The sequence below is a fragment of the Variovorax sp. J22P240 genome (genome assembly GCF_030316855.1).
GTDB lineage: Bacteria > Pseudomonadota > Gammaproteobacteria > Burkholderiales > Burkholderiaceae_C > Variovorax.
This window is the reverse complement of the sequence record NZ_JASZYR010000028.1, coordinates 1-26,724: the sequence shown is the minus strand read 5'-3', so window position 1 is coordinate 26,724 and position 26,724 is coordinate 1. Positions and strand designations below refer to the sequence as shown.

General features: G+C 60.9%; 13 protein-coding genes and 3 pseudogenes. 3 read left to right on the top strand and 13 right to left on the bottom strand.

What is annotated here, in order from left to right:
* Window positions 1-124: 124 nt before the first annotated feature.
* The 4 genes and pseudogenes from QTI24_RS30660 to QTI24_RS30645 form a co-directional block, all read right to left on the bottom strand.
* Window positions 125-1,867 (bottom strand): zinc ribbon domain-containing protein, encoded by a 1,743-nt coding sequence (locus tag QTI24_RS30660; RefSeq protein ID WP_286605642.1) that lies wholly within the window; start codon window positions 1,865-1,867, stop codon window positions 125-127.
* An 11-nt stretch (window positions 1,868-1,878) separates the two neighbouring features.
* Window positions 1,879-3,099, bottom strand: a complete 1,221-nt coding sequence (locus QTI24_RS30655) for an N-6 DNA methylase (RefSeq protein ID WP_286605641.1) — start codon at window positions 3,097-3,099, stop codon at window positions 1,879-1,881.
* A gap of 494 nt (window positions 3,100-3,593) precedes the next feature.
* Window positions 3,594-4,089 (bottom strand): annotated as a pseudogene (locus QTI24_RS30650) (Tn3 family transposase).
* 169 nt (window positions 4,090-4,258) lie between these two features.
* Window positions 4,259-4,762, bottom strand: a pseudogene (locus tag QTI24_RS30645) (DUF4158 domain-containing protein); the annotation flags it as partial.
* 823 nt (window positions 4,763-5,585) lie between these two features.
* Between QTI24_RS30645 and QTI24_RS30640 the strand changes: the two are divergent.
* A complete protein-coding gene (locus QTI24_RS30640; RefSeq protein ID WP_286605640.1) occupies window positions 5,586-5,900 on the top strand; it encodes an IS1096 element passenger TnpR family protein in 315 nt (104 codons plus the stop codon).
* Window positions 5,901-6,022: 122 nt separating this feature from the next.
* Here QTI24_RS30640 and QTI24_RS30635 read toward each other — a convergent pair whose 3' ends face one another.
* From QTI24_RS30635 to QTI24_RS30605, 7 genes and pseudogenes are all read right to left on the bottom strand, one after another.
* The gene (locus QTI24_RS30635) at window positions 6,023-9,019 is read right to left on the bottom strand and encodes a hypothetical protein (RefSeq protein ID WP_286605639.1); all 2,997 of its coding nucleotides are present in this window, start codon (window positions 9,017-9,019) and stop codon (window positions 6,023-6,025) included.
* Between the two features lie 586 nt (window positions 9,020-9,605).
* Window positions 9,606-12,546, bottom strand: a pseudogene (locus QTI24_RS30630) (Tn3 family transposase).
* A gap of 1,155 nt (window positions 12,547-13,701) precedes the next feature.
* A complete protein-coding gene (locus tag QTI24_RS30625) occupies window positions 13,702-17,508 on the bottom strand; it encodes a WD40 repeat domain-containing protein (RefSeq protein WP_286605638.1) in 3,807 nt (1,268 codons plus the stop codon).
* Entirely contained in the window at window positions 17,505-18,974 is a 1,470-nt protein-coding gene (locus QTI24_RS30620) for a toll/interleukin-1 receptor domain-containing protein (RefSeq protein WP_286605636.1), read from the bottom strand. The genes QTI24_RS30625 and QTI24_RS30620 overlap by 4 nt, the downstream gene beginning before the upstream one ends.
* A gap of 533 nt (window positions 18,975-19,507) precedes the next feature.
* Window positions 19,508-20,653: a WD40 repeat domain-containing protein gene (locus tag QTI24_RS30615; RefSeq protein WP_286605635.1), complete on the bottom strand. Its 1,146-nt coding sequence runs from the start codon at window positions 20,651-20,653 to the stop codon at window positions 19,508-19,510.
* 168 nt (window positions 20,654-20,821) lie between these two features.
* Window positions 20,822-21,133, bottom strand: a complete 312-nt coding sequence (locus tag QTI24_RS30610; protein WP_286605633.1) for an acyltransferase family protein — start codon at window positions 21,131-21,133, stop codon at window positions 20,822-20,824.
* Window positions 21,134-21,601: 468 nt separating this feature from the next.
* A complete protein-coding gene (locus QTI24_RS30605) occupies window positions 21,602-22,726 on the bottom strand; it encodes a site-specific integrase (RefSeq protein ID WP_503011336.1) in 1,125 nt (374 codons plus the stop codon).
* 165 nt (window positions 22,727-22,891) lie between these two features.
* Here QTI24_RS30605 and QTI24_RS30600 point away from each other — a divergent pair, with 165 nt between their 5' ends.
* Together QTI24_RS30600 and QTI24_RS30595 are read left to right on the top strand one after the other, a co-directional pair.
* The gene (locus QTI24_RS30600) at window positions 22,892-23,989 is read left to right on the top strand and encodes a DNA-binding protein (RefSeq protein WP_286605631.1); all 1,098 of its coding nucleotides are present in this window, start codon (window positions 22,892-22,894) and stop codon (window positions 23,987-23,989) included.
* A 359-nt stretch (window positions 23,990-24,348) separates the two neighbouring features.
* Complete coding sequence (locus tag QTI24_RS30595) at window positions 24,349-25,074, top strand: DUF3750 domain-containing protein (protein WP_286605630.1); 726 nt, start codon at window positions 24,349-24,351, stop codon at window positions 25,072-25,074.
* A gap of 329 nt (window positions 25,075-25,403) precedes the next feature.
* Here the strand turns inward: QTI24_RS30595 and QTI24_RS30590 are convergent, their stop codons facing one another.
* Together QTI24_RS30590 and QTI24_RS30585 are read right to left on the bottom strand one after the other, a co-directional pair.
* Window positions 25,404-25,529, bottom strand: a complete 126-nt coding sequence (locus tag QTI24_RS30590; RefSeq protein WP_286605629.1) for a hypothetical protein — start codon at window positions 25,527-25,529, stop codon at window positions 25,404-25,406.
* Window positions 25,530-25,799: 270 nt separating this feature from the next.
* Window positions 25,800-26,669, bottom strand: a complete 870-nt coding sequence (locus tag QTI24_RS30585; protein WP_286605651.1) for a LysR substrate-binding domain-containing protein — start codon at window positions 26,667-26,669, stop codon at window positions 25,800-25,802.
* Window positions 26,670-26,724: the final 55 nt, after the last annotated feature.

The following is a 26,724-nucleotide window of genomic DNA, read 5'->3' as shown; positions in this document are numbered from 1 at the left end:
AAAAACTGGTCGACGGGGGACGCAAATGCTTCTGTGTGCGCGATGTCAAAGAACGTGGTCGTGTCAAGTTTGGCCCTGGGTGCTCGTACGGCCACGATTGATGCGTAGTTGTCCATAACGATGACTACGACAGGAAGTCGTCGACGTAGCTGTTGAGAACATCAACGATGCGGGCTGTTCGTCGTTTACCGAAGCCAGAGACTGTAAGAAGCTCCGCCGCGGGATCCTGCTTCGCGAGATAGTCGCGAATGGTGCGAAAGAAGGGTAGATTCTCGGCAATCTGCGATCGCTGCCAGGCTGTCAGTCCCGGGACTTCAGTGATTGGCGTGTCTAGGCATTGATTAAATGCCGATGCGTCAACAAGTTGCTGGCCGCAGTTGTGACAGAACCGCTGATTGTCCGATAAGCGTTGCTCATGGCAATGTGCGCAGCGAGGGAGCGCGAGATTCAGACTTGCTACGAAGTCGTCTCCGACGATCGAAGCCAAACTCTTGCGCAACGGGTGCTTGGTCGACTTGTAGCGAATCGCCTCAAGGTTGTGTCTGATCGAGCCGCTGCCTTCTTCACCCGTGAATGCGCCGAGGTTCAGCAACAGAGCGCTGTGTGGAATGTACTTGTGGTAAATCCGAGTCGGCGAACCATGCTTCACCTCGCCGTCGTTGAATATGAGGCCTGCCTCGACAAGCAGCTTGAGGGTTCTGTCTAGTAGGGCCACCTTTTCTTCGACTCGCAGGCCGTAAGTGACACCCTTCTCATGACGCGGAAGCAGTGTGCGATTGTAGCCCTTGAGTTCTATCCCTATCTCATGGACGAGCTTCTCGCCACGGGCGACGAGAATCTCCAGCTTCGGGATCTTCTTTCCTAAGGTTCGGAACTCTCCGAGCCTCGCTTGCAGATGGTCGTTAATGATTCGGGTAACGCCTTGTTGGGATGTGCGGAATCCACCACGAAGGTAGTCCTCGAGCATGGTGAGGTACGCGCGAGGAATGCCAAAAGCCGCAAAGCGGAGGAGAGCCTGTGCGTCGTCTGAAATGCGCTCAAGGCCCCTGACTCGCACCGACGCGATGTCGAACATGATTGACTCATACTGCGAGTCTTCAATGGAAATCCATGCGGGGATTGAAACTGCGTCCTGACCTTCATGGAATCGAGGGCTCATCTCTGTGGTGCCCGGATATACCGAAACCTTTGGTGAGATGGTCGCTGATTTCAACGAGCGCACGATGTCGAGGAACTCCACCAGGTAGTCTGGCGTTAGCGTCATCGCTGCGTCATCGAGGAGCAAGACTGTGAACTTGCGCCCGGCGGCCTCGCGCAGTTGATCGATGATGATCTTGGTCCGCTCGATAGAGAGCGAATCAGAGAACGCTGCCCACTCTCCATCGATTACTTGATTGCGCTCTAATTTGGTAGCCAGAGTCAATAGCGATTGAAAAGGGTAACCCTGAGATTCAAGTAGCGCGGTCACAAGCTCGAGCTTCGGGTTCCAAGCGTCGCAGCTTTCCTTGGCTGACAGCAGCACGCGGGCAAGCACCCACGAATGGAAGAGCTGAGAGGCGCCAGCACTGCTTGAAAGAAGTGGTTCCAATCGGAAGTAACGCTGGAAGGAAGCGAAGATCGCAAACGGCTTTAACTTCGAGTCACGGCACGTGAGCCACGCATACCGCATCATGTGCGTTTTTCCGCAGCCGCGCGGGCCGACGATCGTGCGCAATGCTCGATTGGTGAGTTCGGTGGTTACGCGGTGGAAGAGCGCTCCGGCGTGCGCGGTCTCTTCGGCCAAGTCCTCTAGTGGGATGTAGTCAGCGCGATGCTGCAGGGTGGTGTTGAGAATTCCGGCGTCGTTCTCGGTCGTTGGGTCGGTCATACTCTTTGGCGCTAGATCTCAAGACGAAGTAGTGAGTCCGTGGTAATGAACTTTGCGCCCACACCGTGTGAGGTGGCGCGTAGCGTCGCTCGGCCTTTCGTGCTGGTGAAGTATTGGAGCGCTCGTGCTTGATATGCGGGTTCGACCCGCAGTACCAGAATGCAATCGGACACGGCGATTGCCCCTTGGTTTACAACGCCTACCTTTTGCTCAAGGTTTCGTCCCACTCTCGCCAACAGAATGTCGCCCGCCACTGCGACGACGCCGCCGGCGGCGACCTTGCGCGCTTCCCGCGCAAGTCGAAACTGCCGCGGGACCTCGACGCTGCCCTCAACAAAGTCGGTCGTATGAAAGACTGGGTAGGACAGCAGCTTAAGCTGGGAAGACGAATGTGAACCCCTGGTGAGCATTTGCGTTACGCTGCGGAGCGTTGTCCCTGATTCTCGCGCGTTGACCTGTTCAAGTGCTGCGAGGTACGAGTAGTCGAGGCGTGCGGCCGCCCGCTCGGGGTCTAGGCAGATCGGCGCGGTGAGCAACCCGTTTTCCTTCAGGCACTGGACTTGGATGTCAACGTGCTCTTGTCGATGCTTGGTGAGCACTACGATGTGCGCCTTGGCGTCGGTATTGCGAAAGACGCGGCGGGGGAGCTCGATGACCCGCTCAAGCGTATGCGCCGTTGCCAAGGTTTGGCGAAGCTTGGCGTATTTCTCGCCCGCGACAACGCCATCCGGAAGAATCAGCCCCAGTTTGCCTCCCCGCCGAAGGAAGCGAAGGTTCTGCGCGATAAAAAGCACATCTGCTTGGACGGCTCCGATTTTGGGAACGACGTGGCTTAGTCCCGCGTCTTCCAAAATCTCAGCGAAGTGCTTGCGCCATCTCGGACGGACGTAGGGCGGATTGCAAAGTCCAGAGTCGACATGCCCGTATCGCAGCCCAATTCTTTCGGCAAGGTGGCTGTCCAGGGCGTCTACGGTGTGATGTGTAAAGGCTGGCCCTCGCAAATCACGAAAGGTCGAACTTTCTGCGTGGTGATCGATGTCAACCGTGACGAATTCGGCGCGATTCCAGTGCCGACTCGCTTCGCTTACAAGCGCTCCATCGCCAGCGCCGAGGTCAATCGCGATTCTGGGATCTCCAGCCCGCATGGATTCAACCAACAGGCTGGCTACATCAGCTTGTGTGTAGTAGCGGCCGAAATAGTCAGAAGTCTTCGGTGTGCGAGACAGCTGCATTGGTCTTAAGGTTGATAGAAGCCGACTTGGCGAAAAGCTAGGAGTTGCATGGACGTCGGGTCACTAGAATGCATTTTGCCTTCGAATGTCTTGGTCGCAAGAGAGAAGGTGCCGGCGCAACAAGTGAAGTTTCGTCGCTTCGTCAGCTCCCCTGCGATTCGTCCGATGTCGATGTCGATGCGCCGGTGTCGGTAGCGGGCGCCTTGCCGCCCTCGTGGCTTCATGAAGAGCTGAGCGGCGCGTATCTGATTCCGCCTGGCGTCTTCGTTTGCAGACATGGTCGTCCCTCGTTTGCTGTTGCTCTGATCTGTGTTTGCGATCATGAAAAAGCCCGCCGAGGCGGGCTGGGGTCGTTCACTTAGGGCGCCTAGGCTGCTTCGCCAGTGCCGTAGCCCGGCGAATTCAGGCGCTCCTCCACGTCGTAGGTGAAGTCCATGTCGAGGTGGATAGCTTGATCTTCGGGATGCTTGCTGTTCCAGATCATCTCGTCGATCTTAAACGATGGCGGCAGAGCCCAAACGATGAATGGCGTGCACTGCGGATACCCTGCCTGCGCGAATGGACGCCACCAGCCGCACAAGATCGTCCCAGCCGCACTCGATGGACTTGAGAGACACCCGGTGCACGGTAGCCCTCTCCATCTCCAAGCTTTCCGGCACCGACCAGCCCCTGGGAATGAACAGCTTGCGCTCTCTCAGGTCCTTCAGCCTCGGACACAGGTCGAACCCCAGGAGCTTTGCGATGGCCAGGGCAACGCTGGTCATGCCATGGGTGTCTACAGCGAGCAGGGAGACGCGAATGCGATCCTCACTCCGATTGTGTTGCTCGACACCTTCGACGGCGGCACCCGCCTGTCGTTCGTTCAGGACCATCGGCTGATCGTAGACCCCCCCAGCGGTCCCGGACGTGGGTGTACAGGCCGGCGGCATAGGTTCGTCGCCGCGGATCAACCCTCGCCTGCCACAAGTGCCGGCTGGTATCGATGGCCATCATGTCTGCCGAGCCCTTGCTGCCGTCGCCCCACAAGGCGTCTTGAAGTCCGGCGGAATCTCGCGGCCGCCGATCGCCTGAAGCTTCATCTACGCCTCCCATTGCTCGTATGCCAGGTCACTTGGCTGCCCGGCAAAGTCCATGGCTCGAAGTCCTGCCAGGTGCGCGTGGCAATCAAGGCGCGGATGGCCCGATCGTGGACGATCAGCAGTCGATGTTCGTACAGCCAACGTCGGGCAAAGACAACCAGTTGTTCACGATCGGCGCACCGGGCGACCTCGTCACTCATCGACCGAACGAGAGCGCGGCGCTGGTGCTCGGTCATCCACCGGAACCCGAGGGCTTCACAGGCTACTTGCTGGTGGTCGAACAGGGTGCGACCTCGCCCGTACAAGGCGCGTAGCGAGGCGATCTCGGGAGCATCGACTCCCACCTCACTGCCCAGATGGCGCCATAGCGCTGGGGGAACGATCCGAAAGGCGTCGAGCACACGGCCGCTCATGCGCAGGAATCCGATGTGCAATGCCAGGCCGAGTTTGAGAGATTCGCCGCGGCGCGCGCCGATCAGTTCACGTTCGGCCTGGCTGAAGGTGAAGAACGCCTGCAGCTCGAAGCCGCTGATGTCGCGCGGCAGTTCGCGCATGCCCAAGTATGTCGTCTGCCAGCTTTGCATCGCGCGCCTCCGTCAGTGGGGCAGGGGACGATACGCCGGTGAAAAGTGAACAGCAACATCAAAAAAATCAATGACTTGCGACCCAGCGCCCGCGCCGTTGTTGGCCTTGCGAACCGTCACTTAGCGCACGGAAAACGAGGGGACCGCCAGTTGTCGATCCACCTCGCCGCGGCGGCGAGATCAGCGGCCGCAACGCGTTGCAGCGGGATGTCATTTGCGGTGGGGGCGACTTCATCCCGACCGTCATCGACGAGCAGCAACTGTTCGCCATGGTCATGCTGGACCCAAAAGTCAGCGAGCCGAGACCCTACAACCGGGCTTAAACGCACGGGACGTTCGCAGAAGCACAACACCGCCGGATCGGCTTCCAGGCGAAGCCACTGATCGAATGTCATTCGACTGAACAGTCTGACCCGTCTGCCCAGTTTGGGGCTGAAGCCCTCCAACAGTGGCGCGCCGCGCGGACGTGGTGCGTCCAGCGGCGTCGAGAAGCGTGGCGCGAAACTCCTCATGATTCAACAACTTACGCAGCCGTTGACGCATTGGATTCGCGAAGTACCGAATTTACTTCGCGCGGTTGCGAAGTACCGGATTTACTTTCTTTCCTGTGACGGTAAATCTGTGACTACAAGAGCGGCCGCCAGAGGCAAACGGCTCGAGTGGCCGGTATCGGATTTACTTTCTTCTACGGGTCGCGAGTACGGCGTCCATCAGGAGGGCGGCGTGTTCTTCGACACCGACGCACATGAAGTCCTGATCGGCCAACTGAAGCTGCGGCGCCTTGAGCGATTCACCTACGAATACGACTTCGGCGATCTGTGGGGTGCACGACCTGCCCATCGAGGCGACCTTGCCGCTGGATCCCAAGCTGGTGTACCCGGTATGCATCGCAGGCCGGCGCGCCGCACCCCCAGAGGATTGCGGCGGTCCGCATGCGTTCATGGCCACTCGGTTCGAGTACACCCTGATCGGCGAGAGTAGGTCCCGGCAAGAATTCGAGGATCTTCTCGGCGATGAGATGGACGACGAGGAATGGGCTATCTTGCGCCACTACCACCCCGACCGCTTCAATCGGCGCGCCGTCAACCGAAGGCTCGCCGCGTTGGCTGCGCCATCACAGGAAAGGCGGGTCCCATGAGAGTCATCGTTCAGATTCGCATCGAGGGGGCCGCGTCGCACCCCTTCAGCACCACGTACCTCTTCACGGCGTTGCAACCGGATGCGGATGGCAATCGGCTTGTGTGAAGTCACTCCGGCTTTCTAGATCTGCTCAAAAGTGTATGTCACTAGCATCGACATTTCGCTAATCTCGAGCAAGGTTCCCTGATCGATCGAAACTACCAATGTCGCGTCGAGACCTGGACTCGAAAAGATTGTGAGGTCGGAGCTATTTTTCAAAAGGAGTGACGCAAAAAGCGAAAGCGCCCCGGGGGACGGGGTCGCGACATGCGGAATGTCCAGATGAAAATCCCAGGTGGTTCGCCAGGTAAACCGCGCATCGCCGTCCAAGCCGATATGAGAGAAAAAGTAGTTGCGGTGATCGAGTGTAATGACAGATGCTCCCCCATGCCGAACTATTAAATCGATGCTGTTTGGTCGCGATCCAACTACCTTGACGGTCTGAAGCATGATCCGGGAAATTCTGGAATTTTGGGTGGAAAGACCCCTGAATTCGTTTCGGTTGGCAATGTTGATAGTAATCGGCTTGCCGGCGCTCATTTGCTGCAGCTCGTCAGTTTCGAAAGAAAAAGCCCGATCCATGACTTGCTCGATTGGCCGCCGGCTGCTCACATAAATATCATAAATGCCCCTGGCTACTGATGTCAGGATCTGAGTATAAGGCGCCATGAGTGCACCAGCCTGCCCCTCCGTTAGCGTTTCTTGATTCTGGTTCGCAGCGTCTTGAAGAATTTGAACATCTAACCGCGGCGTAATTGAATGGGGAAAGGCTTCCACCAGACGATATTCATAAGCTCGGGCAAGAATATATGAATAATACTGAAGGAGGCTTTCAGCTCGCTTTCGTGTGCGCCAAATTTCCGCAGCAACGGCCGTCCTGTCCTGGAGTGCGGCTTGCTGCACGGAAGCAGCAATATCCTTTAGAGATTGAGTATTTTTTGCCAAGGATAGCGAAGTTGCACTCGCCTTGTTCTGTACGTCTTGAAGACGTGTGAAGGCCTCTTGTATCTTTTGAAGCAACGCTTTTGCGTCTTTGACGAGTTGAGTGTATTCAGGATCAAGGTCTGCATATTTCTTCAAGAAATCGTCGGCCATCTCTGCAGTAAACGATGACTGCGCCTTTGCCTGCATCAATTCGTTCCCCCGTGCGTATACCTTTCCCGCATCGCCCGCAATCAAGACTCCCCGGGAGAGAGTCTCGCCAGGTGGGATTGCGTCGACACTAGTCCAAAGAGCGTTTGCCGATGACCAGTCAAGTCCGTTTACATTTTTGACAAGGCTACTGAAAGCTTTCTCATAGGCGCTGCTTAGCAAATATGCTTCGAAGGCGTGCTCGACTATTGTCCAAAGGTCGTCGTGATCGGCCATCCCAATGATCACAGATCCGATGATCGCGCCTGCAGGTTGAACGGGAATCAGCGATACCAGAACACCACATATTCTCAATGCGCCCGCAGTTGCACGCGCTTCGGCCGCCTTGGATGCATCGTTCTCTGCAATTTGTTTTAATTGCTGCTCGCGCAGGCGAAACTTCGACGCCAAAAGTTTCTGCTCGTTGCGTAGATTCGCTATATCTGCAATGTATTTTGGAATTTCCGTTGCGAGTATCGAATTCAACTCGGATTGGTCTCGCCGAACTTCCCCACCCAGATGGTCGTAGAGAGCTTGAAGCGTTCTCGCCATAGCCTCCCCATCGTCAAGTTTCTTCCCAAGCCAAAAGCTCAAATAAAAGTAGTTGGCAGATCTGTGCAGTTCCGATTCGTAAACACCTTGAGCAATTTCAAGGCTAAGAATCGGGACCCATCCCGCGGGATTTCCGTAAAAATCCATGCCCAAAAGAATTTGTGCGTGTCGACGTCGGGCCCAGCCCAGGAGCCGTAAGAGCTCAGATTGTTCGATTCCGGTTCGTGACTGAGATGCCGCAGCCAGCAGATCAACGTACTCGCCGTAAATTACCTTGGCTTGGGTGATCCGTCTGGATACGAATAGATCATCGGCATACTGCAGTGTGACTTCGGCGTTCTGGGGCCGAAGCCACTCAAGGAGGCCGCCCACAATGGCAAGATCTCCATCTACTCCAGCAAGTCCTTCTGCGGTTGGAGAGACCGCTGGTAGACCCGGCTTTGTGTCGTGCCGGATGAGCATTTTGCTGCCCGGCCCGAAATAGCAACGGACCGTGTAGGAAGGGTTTGGCAGCCCTGCCGCTCCGGGAGTCGTGTCATCAATGTATGGCTGGCCAGCTTCACCACCTCTTTGGTCGTAGACTGCGGCGTCCAATGGAACGGTGGAGGCGAGATGACCGCCGGCGCCACCTTTGCCCGGCGTGCCCCCTTTCTTTCCGGGAACGCCGTCACCATCGCCAGGCTGACGATCTGTACCTAGAGAGGCAGTGGGCCCGCCTAATTGCGCGCATTGCCAGCAGATAATCGCATTTGGATAATTGGCGTCTGGAATTTCTGGTACTGGGGTGCAATTGCCGTAGTTCGGATTGTTGGTAATCACGTGCCACCGTCCAGGGAATTGCGGGAGCAGTTCCTCTGTCGGCAAGCTTGGTAACGAGACCCCTGCAATAGGGGGTTGTCCTTGCCCTGCTGCCTGACCCTTGGCTCCAGTCAACACGATTACCTTTGTCGGCGCCGAGGTTTCTACACCGCCAACATTCAACGCGATATTTCCACCTGACAGCCCTGGCATTCCATCGCCTGCTGACCCGTCCTCTTTTGGTTCGGGCAAGCCTTCGAGAGAAGCCGGGGAGGTGCTTATCCGTCCCGAGCCGGAGAAAATCAGGCGCCTGGCGTAAATCGTCACTGAAGTTTGAGGGAGAGAAACCTCGTCGGTGATGCGGACCGCCTCCGCGATGATGGTGAGGCTGGCAACGTCTTGTCGATTATTTATTCGCGCGTATTCCAGTGATGACCCGTCGAGTAAAACCTCATTTCCGACAATTTCCATGTCATAGAGAAGCGACTCACGGCCATTCAGGTTGCCCACAGTGGTACTGCGAGTAGTTACCCTCGTGTACTGGTTTGTTCGAGGGGCGTCGCCCAAAGGCGAAGCAATAACTTGCAAACCCTTCATGCACCACTCCTTGATACCGTACCCGAGGGAAGCCGAAGGCTACAGGAAGTAATCTGGAGTGACTACCCCCACAACAGCGAGGTCCATCAGCTGAGCTTCGTTAGCGCCGATGAGCAATGATCTGTTCGCGAGGAGTCTCGGCATGCCCGAGGACTTCGAGATCAACGATGCGCGAATCCTGCGTGCCGTTCGAACGCCTGGCATCGAAGGAATGCGCCGAAGGATGGACTTGCGTCGTTGGACCCCCCCGAGAAGACGAGTCAATGCGCATAGCGCGGGCCCAGCCTGTGTGAGCCGGTGCTCGGCAACGAACCCGAGGTCGGTGCGCACTTGGCCGCCCCGAACCATCAGCTCGGAGCTTGCGGTGAGATTGACTAGGGCAGCCGGCGCTTCGCCGCTCTCGCTCGCCGCACGCCGGGGTTGTCGTACTTTTCGTGCAAATCGGTGCGCTTTGCTCCAAAAAGTCCTTTTCAAACAACAACTTGCGAAGCGCGCGTTTTCGCGCGGCGTCGTGTTTAACGTGCAGAAAGGTGCGTTTGGTCTGTCGAGAGGGGAGGGCACTTGTGCCTGTTCGCGCCAGACGCTATCAGCGCGACGAAGCCGCGTTCCTTGTATCGGGTCGCCGCTGAACAAGCGTGTCGGCGTACCTCTCGACGTTGAACTTCATCGTGCCGCGAAAGTTGATGTGCGAAAAATGTGCCGGTCCGATGCGGCGCAACCACTCATCCTCGATGCGGGTTCCCTCGCGTTTCAGCCTTTCGACAACCTCGTGCATCCGGCTCGTGTTCCACGCCAGCACGATGTTCGTCAGCAGTGCGTGCGAGCCGGAGATCGCCAGCATTTCGTCGCGCCGCCGGCCGCGCTCCGGCGCAACCTTGCCGCTGTACACCGCACGCTGGAGCTGATGCACCGATTCGCCCCGGTTCAGTAGCGTGTGGATCTCGCGCCGGAAGTCCTCGATGGCGATGTAGTCGCACAGGAACACGGTGCGCAGCAGTCGTCCCAGATGTTCAGCTGCTCGATGCAGGGGGTCACCTTGCGCAGCCGATCCGAAGCGCTGCAGGGCCAGAGTGGCTGACACGCGCCCGGATCGAATGGACGCCGCCAAACGAAGGAGCTCGTCCCAGCCGCGCTCGATGGCGCTGAGCGAGACGCTCCTCACGGTGACTGCTTCGAGGCCTTCCGGGACCCTGAAGACGCGCGGCAGGTGCAGCTTTCGCTCCGCCAAGTCACGCAGGCGCGGACACAGGTCAAAGCCCAGCAGCTTGGCGATGGCCATCGCCGGATTCGTGTACCCATGGGTATCTACCGCCACCAGCGATAGCCGCAAGAGGTCCTCGCCGCGGTTGTTTGTCTCGACACCCTCGATAGCGACACCAGCCTGGCGTTCGTTGAGCACGATGGGCTGGTCATAGACGATGCCCCATCGGTCACGCACGTGTGTGTAAAGGCCGGCGGCGTAGGTGCGCCGGCGCGGATCGACCCGGGCGTTCCAGAGGTGGCGTGACGCGTCCAGCGACATCATGTCGGCCGACGCCTTGTCACCATCACCCCAAAAGGCAGCAATCGGGATCTGGCGCTGGAACTGCGCGACACGTTCGTTGGCGCGCCGCAGCCGGCCGCTGCCTTCCAGGGCTCGCATCGCCACGGAGATCTGGCTTGGCTCCAGACCCGGGATCATCGAGGCGACCCCTTTGGCGTCGATGTCGGTGCCGTGCGCCAGCAAAGCGCCATACAACCCAACGAGCTCATCCGCAGTCTGCGCCCGGTGCCCGAGCAAGGCATCGCTGAAGTTGGTCGCCGCGTCCACTTGCATCAGCAGATCGGGGAACTGGACGTTGCCGATGAGCTTGTAGACGGTCTCGCGCGTGCGCACCGGTTCACTCTTCTCGGGGAGGGCGTCGATGGCGGGCAGGCGCAGCATGCCGTCGGCGCTGATCTCGACCTTGCCCCGGTCCAGCGCATCGCAAACCGCTGCACTGCCCGCGACCAGGTTGGCCAATAACGGCTCCAGGAACTCCCGGGGTGACTTGGGCATCCCCAGGAGGTCGACGTGCTGCTCACGTTGCGATTCCCAATGGGCTGGAGGAATCAGCATCTGGTCGCGCTCGCGATGGCTCAGTGAGTGATCGATCCAGACGCTGCCGCGACGAAGGCTCTTTCGCAGCGACATCAGCGTGCAGGCTTCCAAAGCCCGAAGGCTCGAGCGGGGGTCCAGATCGTGGACGAGACCGTGCCAAGCGGCACCCACTTCCGGAAGCTGCACGCCTTCGGGAATTTCGGCAGCACTGCGTTCCTGCAACGCACTCCACGCCTTCCACTGCTGGAAACCACGGTCGCCCTTGCGGCCGCCGAATGCCAGATCCTTGAGCGATGTCAGGCAGGCATGTACCCGCTGGACGTCCTGCCAGAGCCTTGCGAACTTGCGAAACGAAGCTACCGGTGGTCACGCCGCTGAACTCGGCGAGCAACTGCCGAGCCTGCAGGACGCGGTCCTGCCAGGTCCTGGCCTCATCGTGAAGGATGGCGCTGGCCTGCGCCGCTTGCCTGAGCAGACCTGTCGTGGCGCGTGCGCGGCTTGCCTGGGCGCGATTGGCAGCTTCGCGAAACAGTTGCTGGCTGCGTCGGCTCGATTGAAGCAGCGCCACATCGGTGAGTTCAAGAAGCGTGATCCGCAGAAAGCACACCAACTCGATCATCTGCCGCGATGGGTTGATCTCGCGCGTCTTTGCCGGGCGCCGCGACTGCACCTGCCTGGCGTACGCCTGCTGCTTGGCCAGCGTCACGCTGCTCAGGTCCCAGGTGTCGGCTCCGAGCGCCTTGAGAAAGCGCACCTTCTCCAGAGTTTCGGCCAGGCTTGCCGGTCCATGTCGCCGCGGGGGCGTCTTCAGCCACTCCAGGTGGGTGGAATCCGTCTCGGGCCGAATGCAGTAGGCGAGGGCGCTCAGTTCGCGCGCCCTCGCGACCGGAACAGCGGCGCTGACATGGGCGAGGACGCTCGCCTCGATGGTGGCTAACGCGTCGCGGGCCCAGTCCTTGAGGCGGCGCGGCCCGGGAATCACGATCCGGCGGGTGTACAGCCACTGGCAGGCCGACCGTACCAGATCGTCGGGGTGAGTAGCCTCCTGGGCGTGAATGCGAAGCGCATCGGTCAGTTGGATCTCATCACCTTGCTCAAGATCTCGAAGACCGAGGTATCTCTTGGCCCAAAGCTGGTGCTTGAAAAGTGTCTGGCTGCGTCCGTAGATGGAGCGCAGAGTTGCAATGGATGGCGAGGAGATTCCCAACAGCTCGGCCGTGCGCCGCAGCAGGTTGCGCGGCAAGACGTTGAAGCCGTCGAGCGGTCTACCGGTAGCGCGCATGAACAGCACCATCAAGGCAGCGGGCAGGCGATGGCCGACTCGAAACTGCTGCGTGATCGCTTCAACGTCTGCCGACCCGAGCTCGAAGAGCTGCTCACGGTCAAACTCGCTCAGCCGGGACGGGAGGGCCTCCTGGCCGACGAAACGCAGGGCAAACGAAGACATGGCCGGCTCCAGAACGCGGGGCAGCCAATGTACCGGCTCGGTCTCTGGCAAGGCGGGGCGCGTCTATCACCGGCGCCATCCAACGAAACCTGCATGCCCGCATGGATGCCGGGCTTGCAAACAAAAGCGCACCGATCTGCACGAAAAGTACGACAACCCCTCCAAACGTGACGGTAAAAGTGTGACTGCACGTGGTCTGAAGAGCCTTGTGCGCCGCGAAGCCGCATCCAGCAAGGGTTGGCCACTTTGGAACGTAAATGTGACACCGCTGTTCCGGAATCGTCCAAGTCGCGCGCACCTTTTGTTGGGGGCGAGTTCATCCTGACCATCATCGACGAGTCGCAACTGTTCGCCATCGTCGCGCTGGACCCAGAATCAACGAGCCGAGACTTGGGAGCAGAACGCAAGCGAACAGGGCGTTTGCAGGGGCGTAGCAGCGCCGGATGGGCTTCCAGGCGAAGCCACCTGATCGAGTGTCGACCGATTGAACAGTCGGACCCGCCTGCCCAGTTTGGGGATGAACCTCGTGGGCATGGTGCGTTCAGGGCGTCGAGAAGGGCGGCGCGAAACTCCTCATGATTCAACACCTTACGCAGTCCTCGACGCATTGGATTCGCGAAGTATCGAATTTACTTCGCACGGTTGCGAAGTACCTCATTTACTTTCTTTCCTGTGACGGTAAATCTGTGACTATGAGAGCAGCCGCCAGAGGCAATCGGTGCGCGTGGCCGGTACCGGATTTACTTTCTTCTACGGACGCCGAGTCGCCGGTCTGCCCGAAATCGCTCGCTGATGGCCTGGGCGTCAACCGGAGCAAGGTGAAAGAACCGCGCAACGTCGAACTCGGAGAGTGTCCGGGGCAGGTGATCGGCGCCGACGAAACGCAAGTGGAATTTGGACACGTGGCCCTCTGGCGGTTCTTGCCAAGCGCCGGTATGGCCAGCAGCGCCGGGCCGAAATTCTGCGCCTGTCGGCGGTGCCCTGGGACCAAAGCGCCACAAAATGCACGAAAACCGAGATCACCCCCAATCGGCCGCCTTGAAGGCCTTGACATTCCAGCCCTCATAGAAGCGATTGCCGCCCTGAACATCCACCGGCCGAAATCTCGCTCCCGTGCCGCGCTGCTGCAATAGATCGGCAATGACGATGACGCAGTCATCGAACCGTGCCGGGTCTGACCCTTCGCGCTGTGCGATTGGTTTCGACAACTGTTGTCCCAAGCAAGCAGCCAGTCCGTTCAGCAGGGCGCTCGTTGGCCAAAGCCGGGAAACGTGGATCGACGAGTCCAAGCGCCGTGGCCTCATCAACCGAAAAGGGACACAGCTTATCGGCTTCGCTCAAGGCACGACGCCGATCGGCCGACGGCGCATCCCAGCGCCTGAGTGTGTCATCGAACGAGGCTGAAATCATGACTGTCCCATCCGGAGAGAGTGACACGCCCCTCACTGCACTTGTGTGGCCGACGAGCGGTTCGCCGATCTGCTGTCCCGTCGCCACGTCCCAAATTCGCAACGTTGAATCGCTCGAAGCAGAAATGACCCGTCGACCGTCCCGCGAAACCGCAGCAAACCAAACGGAGTTTGTATGCCCGCGCCAGGGTCGCCCGATCTGTTTTCCGGTCGCGACGTCCCAAAGGCGAAGCGTCTTGTCTTCTGCAGCGGATATGACGCGTTTGCCGTCAGGCAAAAAAAACGCGCCAATTACTTGATCAGTATGACCCTCGAACGGCTTGCCGATCGCCGCTCCGGTGCGGGCGTCCCACAAGCGCACTGTCTTATCGTAGGAAGAAGACACGATTTTTGTGCCGTCAGGCGAAAACTCGGCGGTCTTGACCTCTCCTTCGTGGCCCTCTAGCGGTTTGCCAATCGGCCGGCGGGTGGTCGCATCCCATATCCTGAGTGTCTTGTCGCTAGACGCCGAGATGAGGAATCTGCCGTCGGGGGAGAAAGACGCATAGACGACGCCCCCGGCATGTTCGAGGGGTTTCCCGATCAAATGCCCGTTGCTCGCATCCCACAGCCTTACAGTCCGATCCTCGGAAGCCGAGACGATGCGCTTCCCATCAGGGGAAAACGCCGCGAAATACGCGGCTCCGGTATGCCCGCGAAATGGCTCGCCAATCGGCGCCAAGGTCGCCGCATCCCACACGCGCAGAGTCCCGTCTGAACCCGCCGATACGATGCGCTGGCCGTCCGGCGACCAGGAACCGATGAAGACGCCCTGCTGGCGCGCAGTCAACGGGAGGCCGCGGGGTTTGACACCGCCGAGAGCCCAAAGGCGCACGGTACCGTCCTCGGAGGCCGACGCGAGGCGCGTACCGTCGGGAGAAAGCACAACGGCAGTGAGTTCTCCTTTATGAGCTGTCAGTGCCACGCCGATCGGCGCCCGAGTTGAGAAATCCCAGACACGCACGGTGTTGTCCGACGAGCCCGAAAAAATGCGCTGCCCGTCGGGTGCGAAAGCCACCGCGCGCACCCGACCTTTGTGCCCTTGCATCGGATCGCCGATCGCCAGGCCAGATGTGTCCACTAGCCTCACCGAGTTATCGGAGAAACCGAACACGATCGTCTTACTGTCAGGTGAAAAGGCCGCGCTGATGGGCCCTACCTCCAGCTGTAGGTCGACCGCAACTTGCTTCCTGGGGCGATTGGCCAGGGCGAACGACTCGTCCAAGTCTACGTCCTGACGTGACTTGCCGACCTGCGCGTCGGTCAAATACATCGTGCGGATTACACGCGGGACCGCTGAGTATTCCCAAAGGCGCGCGGTTCCATCAGATGACACAGAGATGATTGCTTTCCCATCCGGAGAAAATGCGGCGCTCTTCACAGATGCTTCGTGTCCTGTGAGGGGTGCCCCGACAGGCCGCCCCGTGGCGGCATCCCAAAGCCGTAGCGTCCTGTCGTTCGAAGCCGAAACGATGCGCGTTCCATCCGGAGAGAATGCAACGCTGTTCACAGTTCCCTCATGACCGCTGGGCAACTCCTCAACAAGCCGCCCCTCGACAGCGTCCCATAGCCGCAGACTTCCTCCGTACGAAGCCGACACGATGCGCGTCCCATCCGGAGAGAATGCAGCGCATGTAATACCTTCCCGATCCGCACTGAGCGGCTCTCCGATAGGTCCCCCCGTGGCGGCATTCCATAACCGGAGCGTCCTGTCGTCGGAAGCAGAAACAACGCGTGTTCCATCCGGAGAGAATGCGACGCTGTTCACGGCTCCCTGATGCCCTACCAGCCGAATGAATTCCAGCGGCCGAGCGAGCGCATCGAACAGCGCTGTTTCGGCGGTCGCTGTGTAGTGCGGATCGTCCGGATCTGCGAAAGGCAGCGCCTTCCTCGCAAGCAATGCGCCAGTGCGAGCATCCCCAGCTTCGGCCTTGTCACGTGCCTGCACAGCGAGCGTGAGTGACGTGAGCCGTTGGCTGCGCAGGGCTGCCTCCTCCATGGTTCTGTAGATGGGATGACCGATGATGAGCAGCGCGGCACACACTCCGAGCGATATCGCGAAGCTCGTTGCGACGCTCTTGCTGCGACTACTTCGAAGCAGCAGTGCGACTTCATCCCATCCGCCCCCATAGCGGCGGCTCCAAGCGTCGCTTAGTGAATGAGTCTTGCGCCAGCGCTTCAAGCGATGCTGCTCGGCCACGGATAGGCGCACGCCTTCGCGCGCGTCGCGCACATACCCGCGCCAGCGCTCGCCATCCTCACGATCCTCGAAGAGCCATCCGGAAGTGAAATCCCGCTTGGGCCCAGCGAGTTTCGTCCAGCCGCGTATCAGCGCTTCGTGCCCGAGATCTACTTCAGGATCATCGCCCGCTCCCAATTGGAGGAAGCTCACGTCCTCGGCTCCGAATGCGTCGAGAACTCGGTTTAACGACGAATTCGCAAGCAGTGCGTCCGCGCCAGGTGCGCCAGTGATAACCGCGAGCAACTCGCTGCGCCGCTGCGGACGCCGCGTCGCGCGATCACGGGCGTCCAGATCCGTCAGCACCTTCATCGCCAGTTGCACCGACAGCCCGTCGGCGGCGTTCTTCGCACAGAGATGTGCAAGCAAGCTCTCGGCCTTGTTCTCTATTGATCCGGCAATTCGACCCACCTTGATGTAGTCGTCCTCGCGTATTTCGCGCGGATTCCCAGAGCTACGTTCCCACAGCCTTCTCAACGTGTGCTGTAGGAGTGGCAACTGATCGGTCTCCTCTTCGACATCGACGAGCAACCGCTGCACAACAGCCTCTTCAATTTTCGCTCCCGCCAACTGCACCGGCTGACGTATCGCTCGCTCAAGCTGGTCTCGTGTCGGAAATGGCACTAGGAACTGAGCTTCGCTGACGACTTCGGCCAAACCTGCATAAGCGGAGCAATTGCCGAAGAAATCTGATCGCATCGTCACGCAGCAGTGGATGCGAGTCTTCTGGTTTGCCGCCTCTGTTAGCAGCAATTCCACAAATGCGCGGCCCTCTTCGCGCATCGCTGCCCGAGCCCCATCCACCGCTTCATCGCCATAGCGGAATAGTTCCTCGAACTGGTCAATGATCAGCAGGATATGCGTCGCATCGGGCCGCAGATCTTCAGCTATTTTCGCGAGTCCATACGCCGACGCACGCATCATCGAGGCATACCTAAACCGCAACGCCTCGGCTAGAGGGGCGGCCGGATCGCCGGTTGCAACTCGGGCTGCAGCCAATGCGCGTGCCAAACGGTCGAACGGAGCGAATCCAGGCTTGGCGATAATTTCAACCCACCCCTCCGCTCGCAATTTCGGTACGGCGCCGGCGCGCACGATCGACGACTTGCCGGACCCCGACGGTCCTACCACAGCCGTAAAACTGCTTTGTCGAAGCTTCCTCGTCAAAGTCTCAATTTCGCGCTCACGACCGAAAAACCAGCGCTCGTCCTGCGCGTCGAAGGGCCGCAGCCCGACGAAGGGGGCTGCTTGCACAACAGCGTCGGACTCGCTCACCGCGGCGCCCCATCGGGAGCATGCGCGATCCCTAGCTGCTCGAGCAGTAGCCGGGCCGAGCGGCGATCGCCTGGCAAGGCGGACAAATCTTCGACAATCACGCCCTCAATAAAGAAGGAATTCTTGGCCGGTAGATCTCCGCCGGGCAGGCGCAGTACAAACGCACGCCTTCCGGCAGCCCACAGGTCAGCGACGATCTTGCCAACGCCGTCGCCATCCGCCGCACCCCACACCAGTAGCGCGATTTGCTCACGCAAAACTTCCGCTGGTTCGGCACCTGCATAGACCGGGCGCACCCGAACGTCGGCTGCTTGCAGACGGTTAGCCAACTGGTTGACACCGCCATTGTCCTCGGGCGAGGCAGCGATCACAGACAAGTCGACGCGACTATGCGGCACAGCCGAAAGCGCGCCACTTGGCTGAAGTCGGCTTCGCATCCATTGCGACAGATTAGTCACTTCCTCACCGTAGACCTCTTCGCCCGGGCAAATCGGGCCGAAGCGAGCTAGGACCTCGAAGGGATCACGCTTCTGAACTGCGTCGTCGGGCAGCCATTTGGGCGCCCACAGCACGGTGGGCACCGGTTTGGAACTCGAATTGTGTTCGCGTCCCAATCGAAGCTGCATCCTGGCCAGCGTCTCCGAACTGCCGGCCAGCGCGTCCCCCTCGCCTTCCCCAATCAAGTGAACGATCAATTGACAGCGGCCTAATGCGGCTCGAACCGTTCGCGAAGCCTCCGCCGCCTCTTTCGGCAGTTTGCCGTCGGTTGGTAGAACTTCGTAGCCGGCCGACGTCAGGTCGTTCGCTAGACGCCACCATGCATCGCGCATCTGTTCGGTCGGAGCGGCAAGATAGACGGTGCCGCTCGTGCCGGTGGCCGCGCTGATCCTCGCGTTGCCGCTGTCGCTGTCGCTGCTGCGCACTATGAATCGTTGTGCGATCCACTCAGCAATGCGCTTGACTTCGTGGAAATAGGCAGCTTCGTCCTTGAGTCCTCGCCAGTAGAACTCGCGCACAATTCCCGTAGGCTCCGTTACGAAAAACTTATAGCCCTCACGGTTAAGCAACGGTGGAGGGATGTCGCCTTCCGGGGCTTCGCGCTTCTTGACCAGCACGATCTTGTCGTCCTCATCCTTGTGCAGTTCTACGAAACTCGCAATTTCCTGGCGACACCACGGGCGCTGAACCCAATTTGGCGAAAGTATTGGTACAAATAGCGCCGCCTTGGAAAGCGCGTCGGCAATCTTTGAAGTAAATTGCTCCGTCGGCTCAATCTTGTAGCGATCTAACCAGAGTTCGGCTTGGTGCACACCCGCGTTCGATAACTCGAACTGCAAATTCGCGCAAAAGAACGTCACCCACCCTAAGGTTGTCTTATCGAACGGCGGCTGCTCGTCATCAGCGCGCGCATAGCTAATGAAAACCGAACCCTGATAAGCCGGGATGGGTGAACTCACAATGGGCACGATGAAATCCAGCTAAAGTGGACTTGCGAGAATCTAGCCCATTTCTAGGAAAGCGGATAGTCAAGATTGATGAGGAAACTCTCACGCAGGCGCCTCCCGAATGGAAAGTGACTTGAGCGCAAGGTGATTCAGGAAGCGGGCATGCAGCGACAGTGCAATGAAATGACCCCAATCGCCGCGGCCACATCGACCATCGGCGACCGGCGAATGCACATTCAGCAACCGCAGCTCGTCGCACCCACTCGTGGCTGCGCCCTAGGATGGAGAGCATCCAGAAGTTGGGGGTGTGCGGTGCAGCAAAGATCCGGTCAGGGGCGGGCGTCGGCGAACTGCCTGGGCAAGACGTCCTACCCCTGAACATTTGCTGCACCGCACACCCCCAAAATGGATGCTCTCCCACCGGCACGTCGCGCTTCAGCGACACCCGATCTCGCGCCGCAGCGTTCCGAGCACCTCTCTTGCCTCGCTCGCGGTCATCGCTCCCGGCACGGCGCGGCAACTCGCATCAACCAAGCCTGCGCCCATGGTGTCGATCACGCGCGATGGCCGTCTTCGGTGCTTACCAGCAGCGCACCGCCACCGGGTGCGAATGTGCGAGCGGTCAGTGACTCGGCGTTGCTGGCGCGGTAGGTTTGCTCGATACCTTTGTCGTCGATCCGCCACGCCGCGAGCGTGCCGCGCACCATCGACGACGGCACCGTGTAATACGCCAGCAAGCTGGGGAACAGCGTGCCGGCGAACTCACGCCTTAAAGGATTCCATACCAATCCGGCCAGCGCCTGTACCTCGTCACCGCGCGGGCCGATGCGGGCCTGATAGTCGTCGAGTTCGCTCGCACTCGTTGGCGCCCGCGCTACGCGATGGCCAGTCGCCAGATCCCAGGCGATCACACGCTCCTCGGCAAAGTGGCCGCCGGACATGAAGGTGCTGAAACTCGTGCCTCCGACGGCCGCCAGCACCTTCGCGCCGGGTGAGAACGACAGCGCACGCAGCGTTCCGACCTCTGCCAACGGCCAATTCGCGACCGCAGCCGCATCATTGCCCTCGGTGCGCACGACCTCGATGCGCTCGCCCTGTGACATCCGCGCCAGCAGACGGCCATCTGCGCTCAGCGCCATTGGCGCAGCGAATGGCAGCTTGTCCTCGCGTAGCACGCGGCCGTCGCTGCCGGCCAGCAGCGTGATGCCGGCGTCGGTGGCGACGGCCACCACGCTGCCGTCGTCGGCAAATGCCAGAGGCAAGCGCCAGCCAGAAATTGCTGCTGTCGGCGGCGGCGTAACAGGCGAAACGCGGCGCGTCCATGCGACGTTGCCGGCGACGGTGTCGACCAGGCGCAACTCTCCGGCCGCGGTGGCGATCAGTAGGCGGCCGCCCGTGGCGTCGAAGCGGTGTTCCCCCCAGGGCCCGCGGTGGCGCAGCGCCGGGCCCTCGGGCGTGGCTTCGAAGAGCAGCAGTTGCGTATCGCTGGGCGTGCCAATCGTGAACGGCGTCTTGTCGGCGCTCGCCGCGACGACGATGAAGCGTCCAGTGGTTGAGGTCTCGATGGCGAGCACCGAGCCATCGATAATCTGGTGCAAGGGCATCGCCAAGCTGATGAAAGCGTCGAAGGCCGGCACCTTAGCGTCCGCCGCTGACGGTGCAGCGACGGGTGCGATGGGCGCGGGAACCGAAGCAGGCATGGCGTGAGTCCTCGGGTTTGGCGGCTCGTGCCGCAGCGTTTGCTTTCGCCGGCAAGTCCGGGCATTCTCGGCTCAGAGTAGAGGAGGACGACGGTACAGCGCTATCGATCCTCCCCCCTCACAGACCCCGCCGTGCGGAACTACCGCAGTGGCTTTCTCAGGCAGGGGCTACGGGCTTTTCGGCGCGGTGACCATCGTCAGCAGATAGGTCGGGTAGATCCGCGCCAGCCGCTTGCGCAGATAAGGCCACAGCTGAGCCGGATGCCCGATTTCGCGGCCGTGGATCAGCACGATGATGAAACCGCTCAGCACGAAGAAAAAAGCGACGCCGGCCGCACCGCCGAAGACGAACAGGCGCTGCAGCGGCTCGGCCGCCTCGCCGAAGTACTTGTCCTTCGCCAGGTTGGCGCCCAGGTGAAGAACAGCACCAGCAACGCCGCCACCGCGCGCAGGCCTGGATCGACTGGTACATGGGCGCATTCGCCGCGCCGGCATCGGCAAGCCGCGGCGCGAGGTCGACGTTCTTGGCTGGCAAATTCATGCGACTTCCCGGATGGTTGAAAACCCCTTGCGCGTCTTGCCTCGCCCTGACAACCCACCAGTTCCATACCCCACAATCGTGAGATAGATTGCGCCCCAGGGCCATACGGAATGACCTCGGCGTGACGCGGGTGGGTCGCTTCTCTACGAAGCTCGACGGGCGCACCCACTGGGCAATGGCGCCGGATGACTCGAGCATGTTCCTCTCGTGCTGTCCCTGCCAACAAGATCCAAACGGTTCGTGGCGTCCCACATGTCCACGCCTGAGGCGAAGGAAGACGTTGCACGCTCCCGGCTTCAGGCCGCCAGAAAGCATCATCTTGGGCCCGCATCGTTCCTCCGAGTTGCTGCAATGCAGCATTCCGTGGAGAGTACTACTTTCGGTGCTATTTTCAGCAATCGCGAAAATCAATCCTCGTCCGGTCGACGCTTGCCTGTATCCATCATCCTGGCCACCGCGCTCACCTGAGCCGCGCCCGCCCGGAAGTACCCGGCCACGGTGTCCACACTGCGGTGCCCCGTCATGGCCATCGTTTCCTGCAGCGGCATGTTCTGCCGCCCGGCTTCCGTCACAAACCCTGACCGTAGCGAGTGCGCTGAGAAATCCTCTCCCACGCCGGCGAGGGCGCACCGCGCCTTCACGATGTCCCGAACCGCTGTTCCCGAGAGCCCGTCGGTGCCGAGCTTCCCGTTCTTGAGGATCCGCCGGAAGAGGGGCCCCGAGGAGATGCCGCTCGCCTTGAGCCAGGCCTCGAGCGCTTCGGCCGCCGACCCGACCACGGGCTTCACGTCCTCGGGCCGCAGCTTCCCGTTGTGGTTCGTCTTGGAACTGGCCAGCGTGTACATGAAGTTTCCCCCCTCGACCCGCCGCAGGTTTTCATAAACCGCCTCTGACACCTCCGAACGCCGCCGCCCACCCGAGGCCCAGGCGTAGAGCAGCAGGGCACGGTCGCGCTTGCCCTTGAGCGAGTCGTCGCAGGTCTCGAGCACCGCCTCCATGGGCTCCCTGGTCAGCGCGCGCTGCTTGTGGGGCAGGGCATTGCGCTTCGCGTAGGCTTTTCTTGTCTTGCTCAGCAGCGCCTTCACCGCGGCATCCACGCACGGATTGGGCTGTTTCGAAAGGTGGTGCGCCATCGAGAGCACGGAAACCCGGTGCATCAGGGTGTTCAACGCCGGCGCCCCAAGCTTGCCCTTGAAACCGGCCTCGACCAGGGCTTCGTCGATCGTGGGTGGCAGCTGGTGCTCGAGGCCTGCCTTGGTCGAGCGCTGCGCGTGGTCGACGATGAACTGGACCACGACGGGCACCGGCACCGGCAGCGCCATCGGGCGCCCATAGCGCGCGCCGAACCACGCCGCCCAGTAGCGCATGGCGGCGCGGTACGCGAGGCGCGTGTTGTCCGACTCGCCCTCGGCCATCAGGTCGTGCGCGGCATCCTCGGCCATGCCGGAGAGCTGGCCGGGATCGAGCAGCGCGTGGTCGCCTTTCAAAGGCAACAAGGCCCTGGACGACGGGACTTTTTCAGCAGGATTCATGGGCGACCTCAAGGAGCTTCCGATGGCCAACGACCTTTGAGGAACGTTTGTCGCGCACCGCGTTGATGTTCTGATTCATACGTATTATGTATGATATGCTACGTAAAATGTATATCATTTTCGATAATCATTTATTATCGCAAGTAATCGGCAGGATAAGAGGGCATGGATCTGAAAAGTTCGAGCGACAACATTCACCCAATTCGCGGTGGCCGCGGGATCCAGGAGGCTCAGGTCTGGGAAGCCGCCGACGCACTGCTGCAGGACGGCCTGCGCCCGACGATCGAGCGCGTGCGCCAGAGGATCGGCAGCGGCTCACCCAACACCGTGAGCCCGATGCTGGAGCGCTGGTTCGCGACGCTAGGCAAGCGCCTGGAGGGCCGCGCCGGCAGCCTGGTCAACGAGGCGCAGCAGCTCCCACTGCCCATCGTCCAGGCCGCACAACAGTTCTGGGATGTGGCCCGTCGCGATGCCGATCAAGTGCAGGTCCAGAAGACCGAGGCGGCCCGACGGGAGCTTGACCTCCAGCGCAACGCCCTGGCCCAGAAGGAAGCTGACCTCCAGCAACGCGAGGCCTCGTTTGAACACGCCCGCGTCGCGCTTGACGAGGCCCTGGTCTCTTCGCGCCAAGCGGTCGCGGCCATGGAGACCCAGATGCACGCTCAGCAGCAAGAATCCGCTCGCTTGCTCGGCGACTCCGAGGCGGAAGTTCGACGCTTGCGCAGGGCGCTGGACGAGGCTGTTGCCAGCAAGGAGGCCCTGCGCGAGAAGGCAGCGATGGAACTCGGCGCCAAGCAGCGCGCCGCAGAAGAAACCGAGGAGCGACATCTCGCCCAGGAACGTCGCCTCCTCTCGGAGGTCGATCGCGAGCGCATGGCCACGCGCCAAGCCAGCGCCGAACTCGCGAAGATGCAAAAGGCCCACGCTGCTGATGCCGAGACTGCTCGCTCCGCTCTGGGCGCTGCGCAGCTGGCGCTGCAGCACGAGAAGACCGCACACAGCGACGCAGCAGCGGCCTGGTCGCTCCAGCACCAAGCGGCTCAGGTGGAGTTGGCGACTCTGCGCGAACGCTCCGCTGGTGTAGAACAGCGGGCAACCGACCTGGCCTCCCAGCTTCAGCGCCTTCAGGTGCAGTCAGAACGCGAGATCACACAGCTCCGAGAGAGCCATGCTTCGACGACGGCCGCGTTGCGCGAACTAAAGGTACCCCTCGGGGAAAGCGAAAAGGCACCGCCGCGCCGCGCCATGAAATCTCCCAAATAGAAGCTCTCTCGTCGAGCACGCGTCGAAGCGCGGCAAGCGAGGTTTAACAGATGGGCGATCGGTCCACATTCGCTCGATCGCCTTCTCTCATACCGCCTGATCGATCCACAGCATCCGGTCGGCAGGGCTTAGGAGGCAAGATCCCGCGCCTTCGGAAGGCCCCGGACTATGCCAAGGTGAGCGGGGAACCCAGTGCGCGAGAGCCGCGCTCGAATATGCGCCAATCACCAATTCGTTCGCAGACGGCATCGCGATTTGTCCTGGCCTGGTAGCTCCCCGCGCATACTTGCACGATGGCCAAAGCCTCTTCTTCGCCTCCGGTCCGGAGGCGCTTGCCGCGTTGGTCGCGCTGGCCGCTGATGTTCCTTGGGCTTCTCGCCCTGTTGATGCTCGGTCCGATCGGTGTGCTGGCCTTCGGCAACCTGGACTTGGACACCCCCTGGCACATGACGAGTCGTGAGAGCACCAGGCAGGCACCCAGTCCTGCGGCCGAACGCGGTGCGGTGGTGCAGGTCTATGGCGCTCGCATCGTGCGCTGGCGGGGCGCCTTCGGCATCCATCCCTGGATCGCGGTCAAGCGCGCAGGCTCGGCGCGCTACACCACTTACCACATAGTCGGCTGGCGGGCCCGCCGCGGCGGCGATGCCTTGGTCACCAGCGAAGTCGACGCCCCAGACATGCAATGGTTCGGCGCCTACCCGCAGTTGCTCGCCGACCACCGAGGGGCCCACGCAGAAGCCCTAATCGACCAGATCGAATCTGCAGTGGCGGCCTATCCCTGGCGCGCGTCCTACCGTCTCTGGCCCGGCCCCAACAGCAACACTTTCGTGGCCTGGGTGGCCCGCCAAGTGCCCGACCTGCGCCTGGACCTGCCGCCCACCGCCATCGGCAAGGACTACCTCGGACCGACCACCTTTATCGACCACGCACCTAGCGGCACCGGCTGGCAATTGTCGTTGTTGGGCTTGGCAGGCGTGACGGTGGCACAGGACGAGGGCCTGGAACTGAATCTGCTGGGGCTGGGCTTCGGCATCGACGTCGACGACATGGCCCTGCGGGTGCCAGGTTTTGGCCGGCTGCCTTGATGGCGGGAAAATCATCTTGTCCCGCAGCACCCGGTGCAATCGGCGCCCGCCTACATCCGGCGGAATCCACGGACGACCCCGGCCACTGCTAACCCACGAGAAATCAAAACGGGCGTTCCGGGACGCCCCTTCTCTTACTCACGCTGGTGGCTTCGAGGCGCGCATGAGCACATCTTGTCTGCCGCCTGGAACGCCAAGGCCTCCGCTGTGGCCACGAGCCTTCGCTGGTACCGGATCGCCTCGACAGCGCTGCGGGCGTAGTAGAGGTCGTAGGCGAAGTCGCCGGCGTCGACCGCTCCGTGTTGTGCGCCGCTGCTCCGCTGCCACGCTCAGGTCCACAGCAACGGCTGCGCGACGTCGACGTTGTAGAACGCAGCCGCGCGCGGGCCGTGTTCCGGGTCGGTTCCCTTGTCCAGCCGCCGGCTGTCGTGCACCAGGCCGAAGATGTACGGCATCAGCGGACCGATACCGAGGGAAAAACCGCCAGGGCGTGCTGGGAGACGCGGGCCCAGTGGTCCGGGCCGTGATACAGGCCGCAGGCCTGCACGTCGCAGCCCTGGTGCACGTGGTCTTCCGACTCGGCGATGAGCAAATTTCTGAAGTCGTTGTTGCGGTTGCGGTTGCGGTTGCGGATCTTGGGGGCGTATTAGTCTGCACGGAAGATGCGATCACGCCCTCATGGGCTTGCTCCTTGCCCGGCATCTGTGTGCCTTGCCGGGTAGCGTCTACAGTGTGGACGTTCCCTTCGCAGCCGTGGCGAGCAGCGCGATCAGGCGATGGCTCGCCGGAGATAGGTAGCTGCGGTCTCTGTAGGTCACAACCATGCGACGCCGCATCGTGGTGCCCTTGACGTTGACTTCCTTCAAACCTGCGCCAAGCTGGCCGGCCCGCAGGTGGTGTCGCGAAATGAAGCTCAGCAGGCCGGTTTCGGCGATTAGCGTCGGCAGCATCAGAAGCATCGAGCTTTCGATCTGAACATCTGGGCGCGGCAAATTCCGGCGCTCGAAGGTCTGATCCAGCCAATCGCGGGTCGGAGCGCCGGGCGGTTGCAGCACCCAGCGATAGGCACACAAGTCCTTCAGCACGGGAGAACCCAGGAAAATCTCGTGCGACGCGCTGGCCGCAACGACGATGGGATCCTCCGAAAGAATTTGTGACGTGATTCCTGACTCAGGTTCGCTTTCGGTTTCGATCGTCATGTCAAGCTCGCCCGTACGCAACTTGGGATGAAGCAGGTCGCTCAAGCCGACAATGGTCTGGAGCTTGATCTCGGGCGCTTCGGCGATTAGCTGGCGAACGGCGCGCGGCAAGAGGAATTGCGCCGCTGTAGGAATGATGCCGATGCGCACGGTCCCGGACAGGCCGCTGCCGATGTCCTCAATTTCGCGCCGAGCCTCGTCCACGTCAAGGCGCGTGCGTCGCGCCCATTTCAGCATCACGTGCCCAGCGGCTGTGAACTTGATGCCACGTCCCGACCGCTCGAAAAGCGGTGCGCCGCAGACCTCTTCGAGACGACGAACGGAACTGGTCAGCGCTGGCTGGTCACGTCCCAGCGCATGGTGTAAGTCTTCAGCCCGGACAGGGCTGAGATGCACGGTGCTCAGCGTGCCACTGCGGACAGCCGAGTGGGTGCAGTATCGCTGAGGGTCT

Bases quoted from the DNA above. Each gene is read 5' to 3' on its own strand.
- QTI24_RS30660 (WP_286605642.1), bottom strand. From the start codon at position 1,867: ATGACCGACCCAACGACCGAGAACGACGCCGGAATTCTCAACACCACC.
- QTI24_RS30655 (WP_286605641.1), bottom strand. From the start codon at position 3,099: ATGCAGCTGTCTCGCACACCGAAGACTTCTGACTATTTCGGCCGCTAC.
- QTI24_RS30635 (WP_286605639.1), bottom strand. From the start codon at position 9,019: ATGAAGGGTTTGCAAGTTATTGCTTCGCCTTTGGGCGACGCCCCTCGA.
- QTI24_RS30615 (WP_286605635.1), bottom strand. From the start codon at position 20,653: ATGCCTGCTTCGGTTCCCGCGCCCATCGCACCCGTCGCTGCACCGTCA.
- QTI24_RS30610 (WP_286605633.1), bottom strand. From the start codon at position 21,133: ATGCGCCCATGTACCAGTCGATCCAGGCCTGCGCGCGGTGGCGGCGTT.
- QTI24_RS30605 (WP_503011336.1), bottom strand. From the start codon at position 22,726: ATGAATCCTGCTGAAAAAGTCCCGTCGTCCAGGGCCTTGTTGCCTTTG.
- QTI24_RS30600 (WP_286605631.1), top strand. From the start codon at position 22,892: ATGGATCTGAAAAGTTCGAGCGACAACATTCACCCAATTCGCGGTGGC.
- QTI24_RS30595 (WP_286605630.1), top strand. From the start codon at position 24,349: ATGTTCCTTGGGCTTCTCGCCCTGTTGATGCTCGGTCCGATCGGTGTG.
- QTI24_RS30590 (WP_286605629.1), bottom strand. From the start codon at position 25,529: ATGCCGTACATCTTCGGCCTGGTGCACGACAGCCGGCGGCTGGACAAG.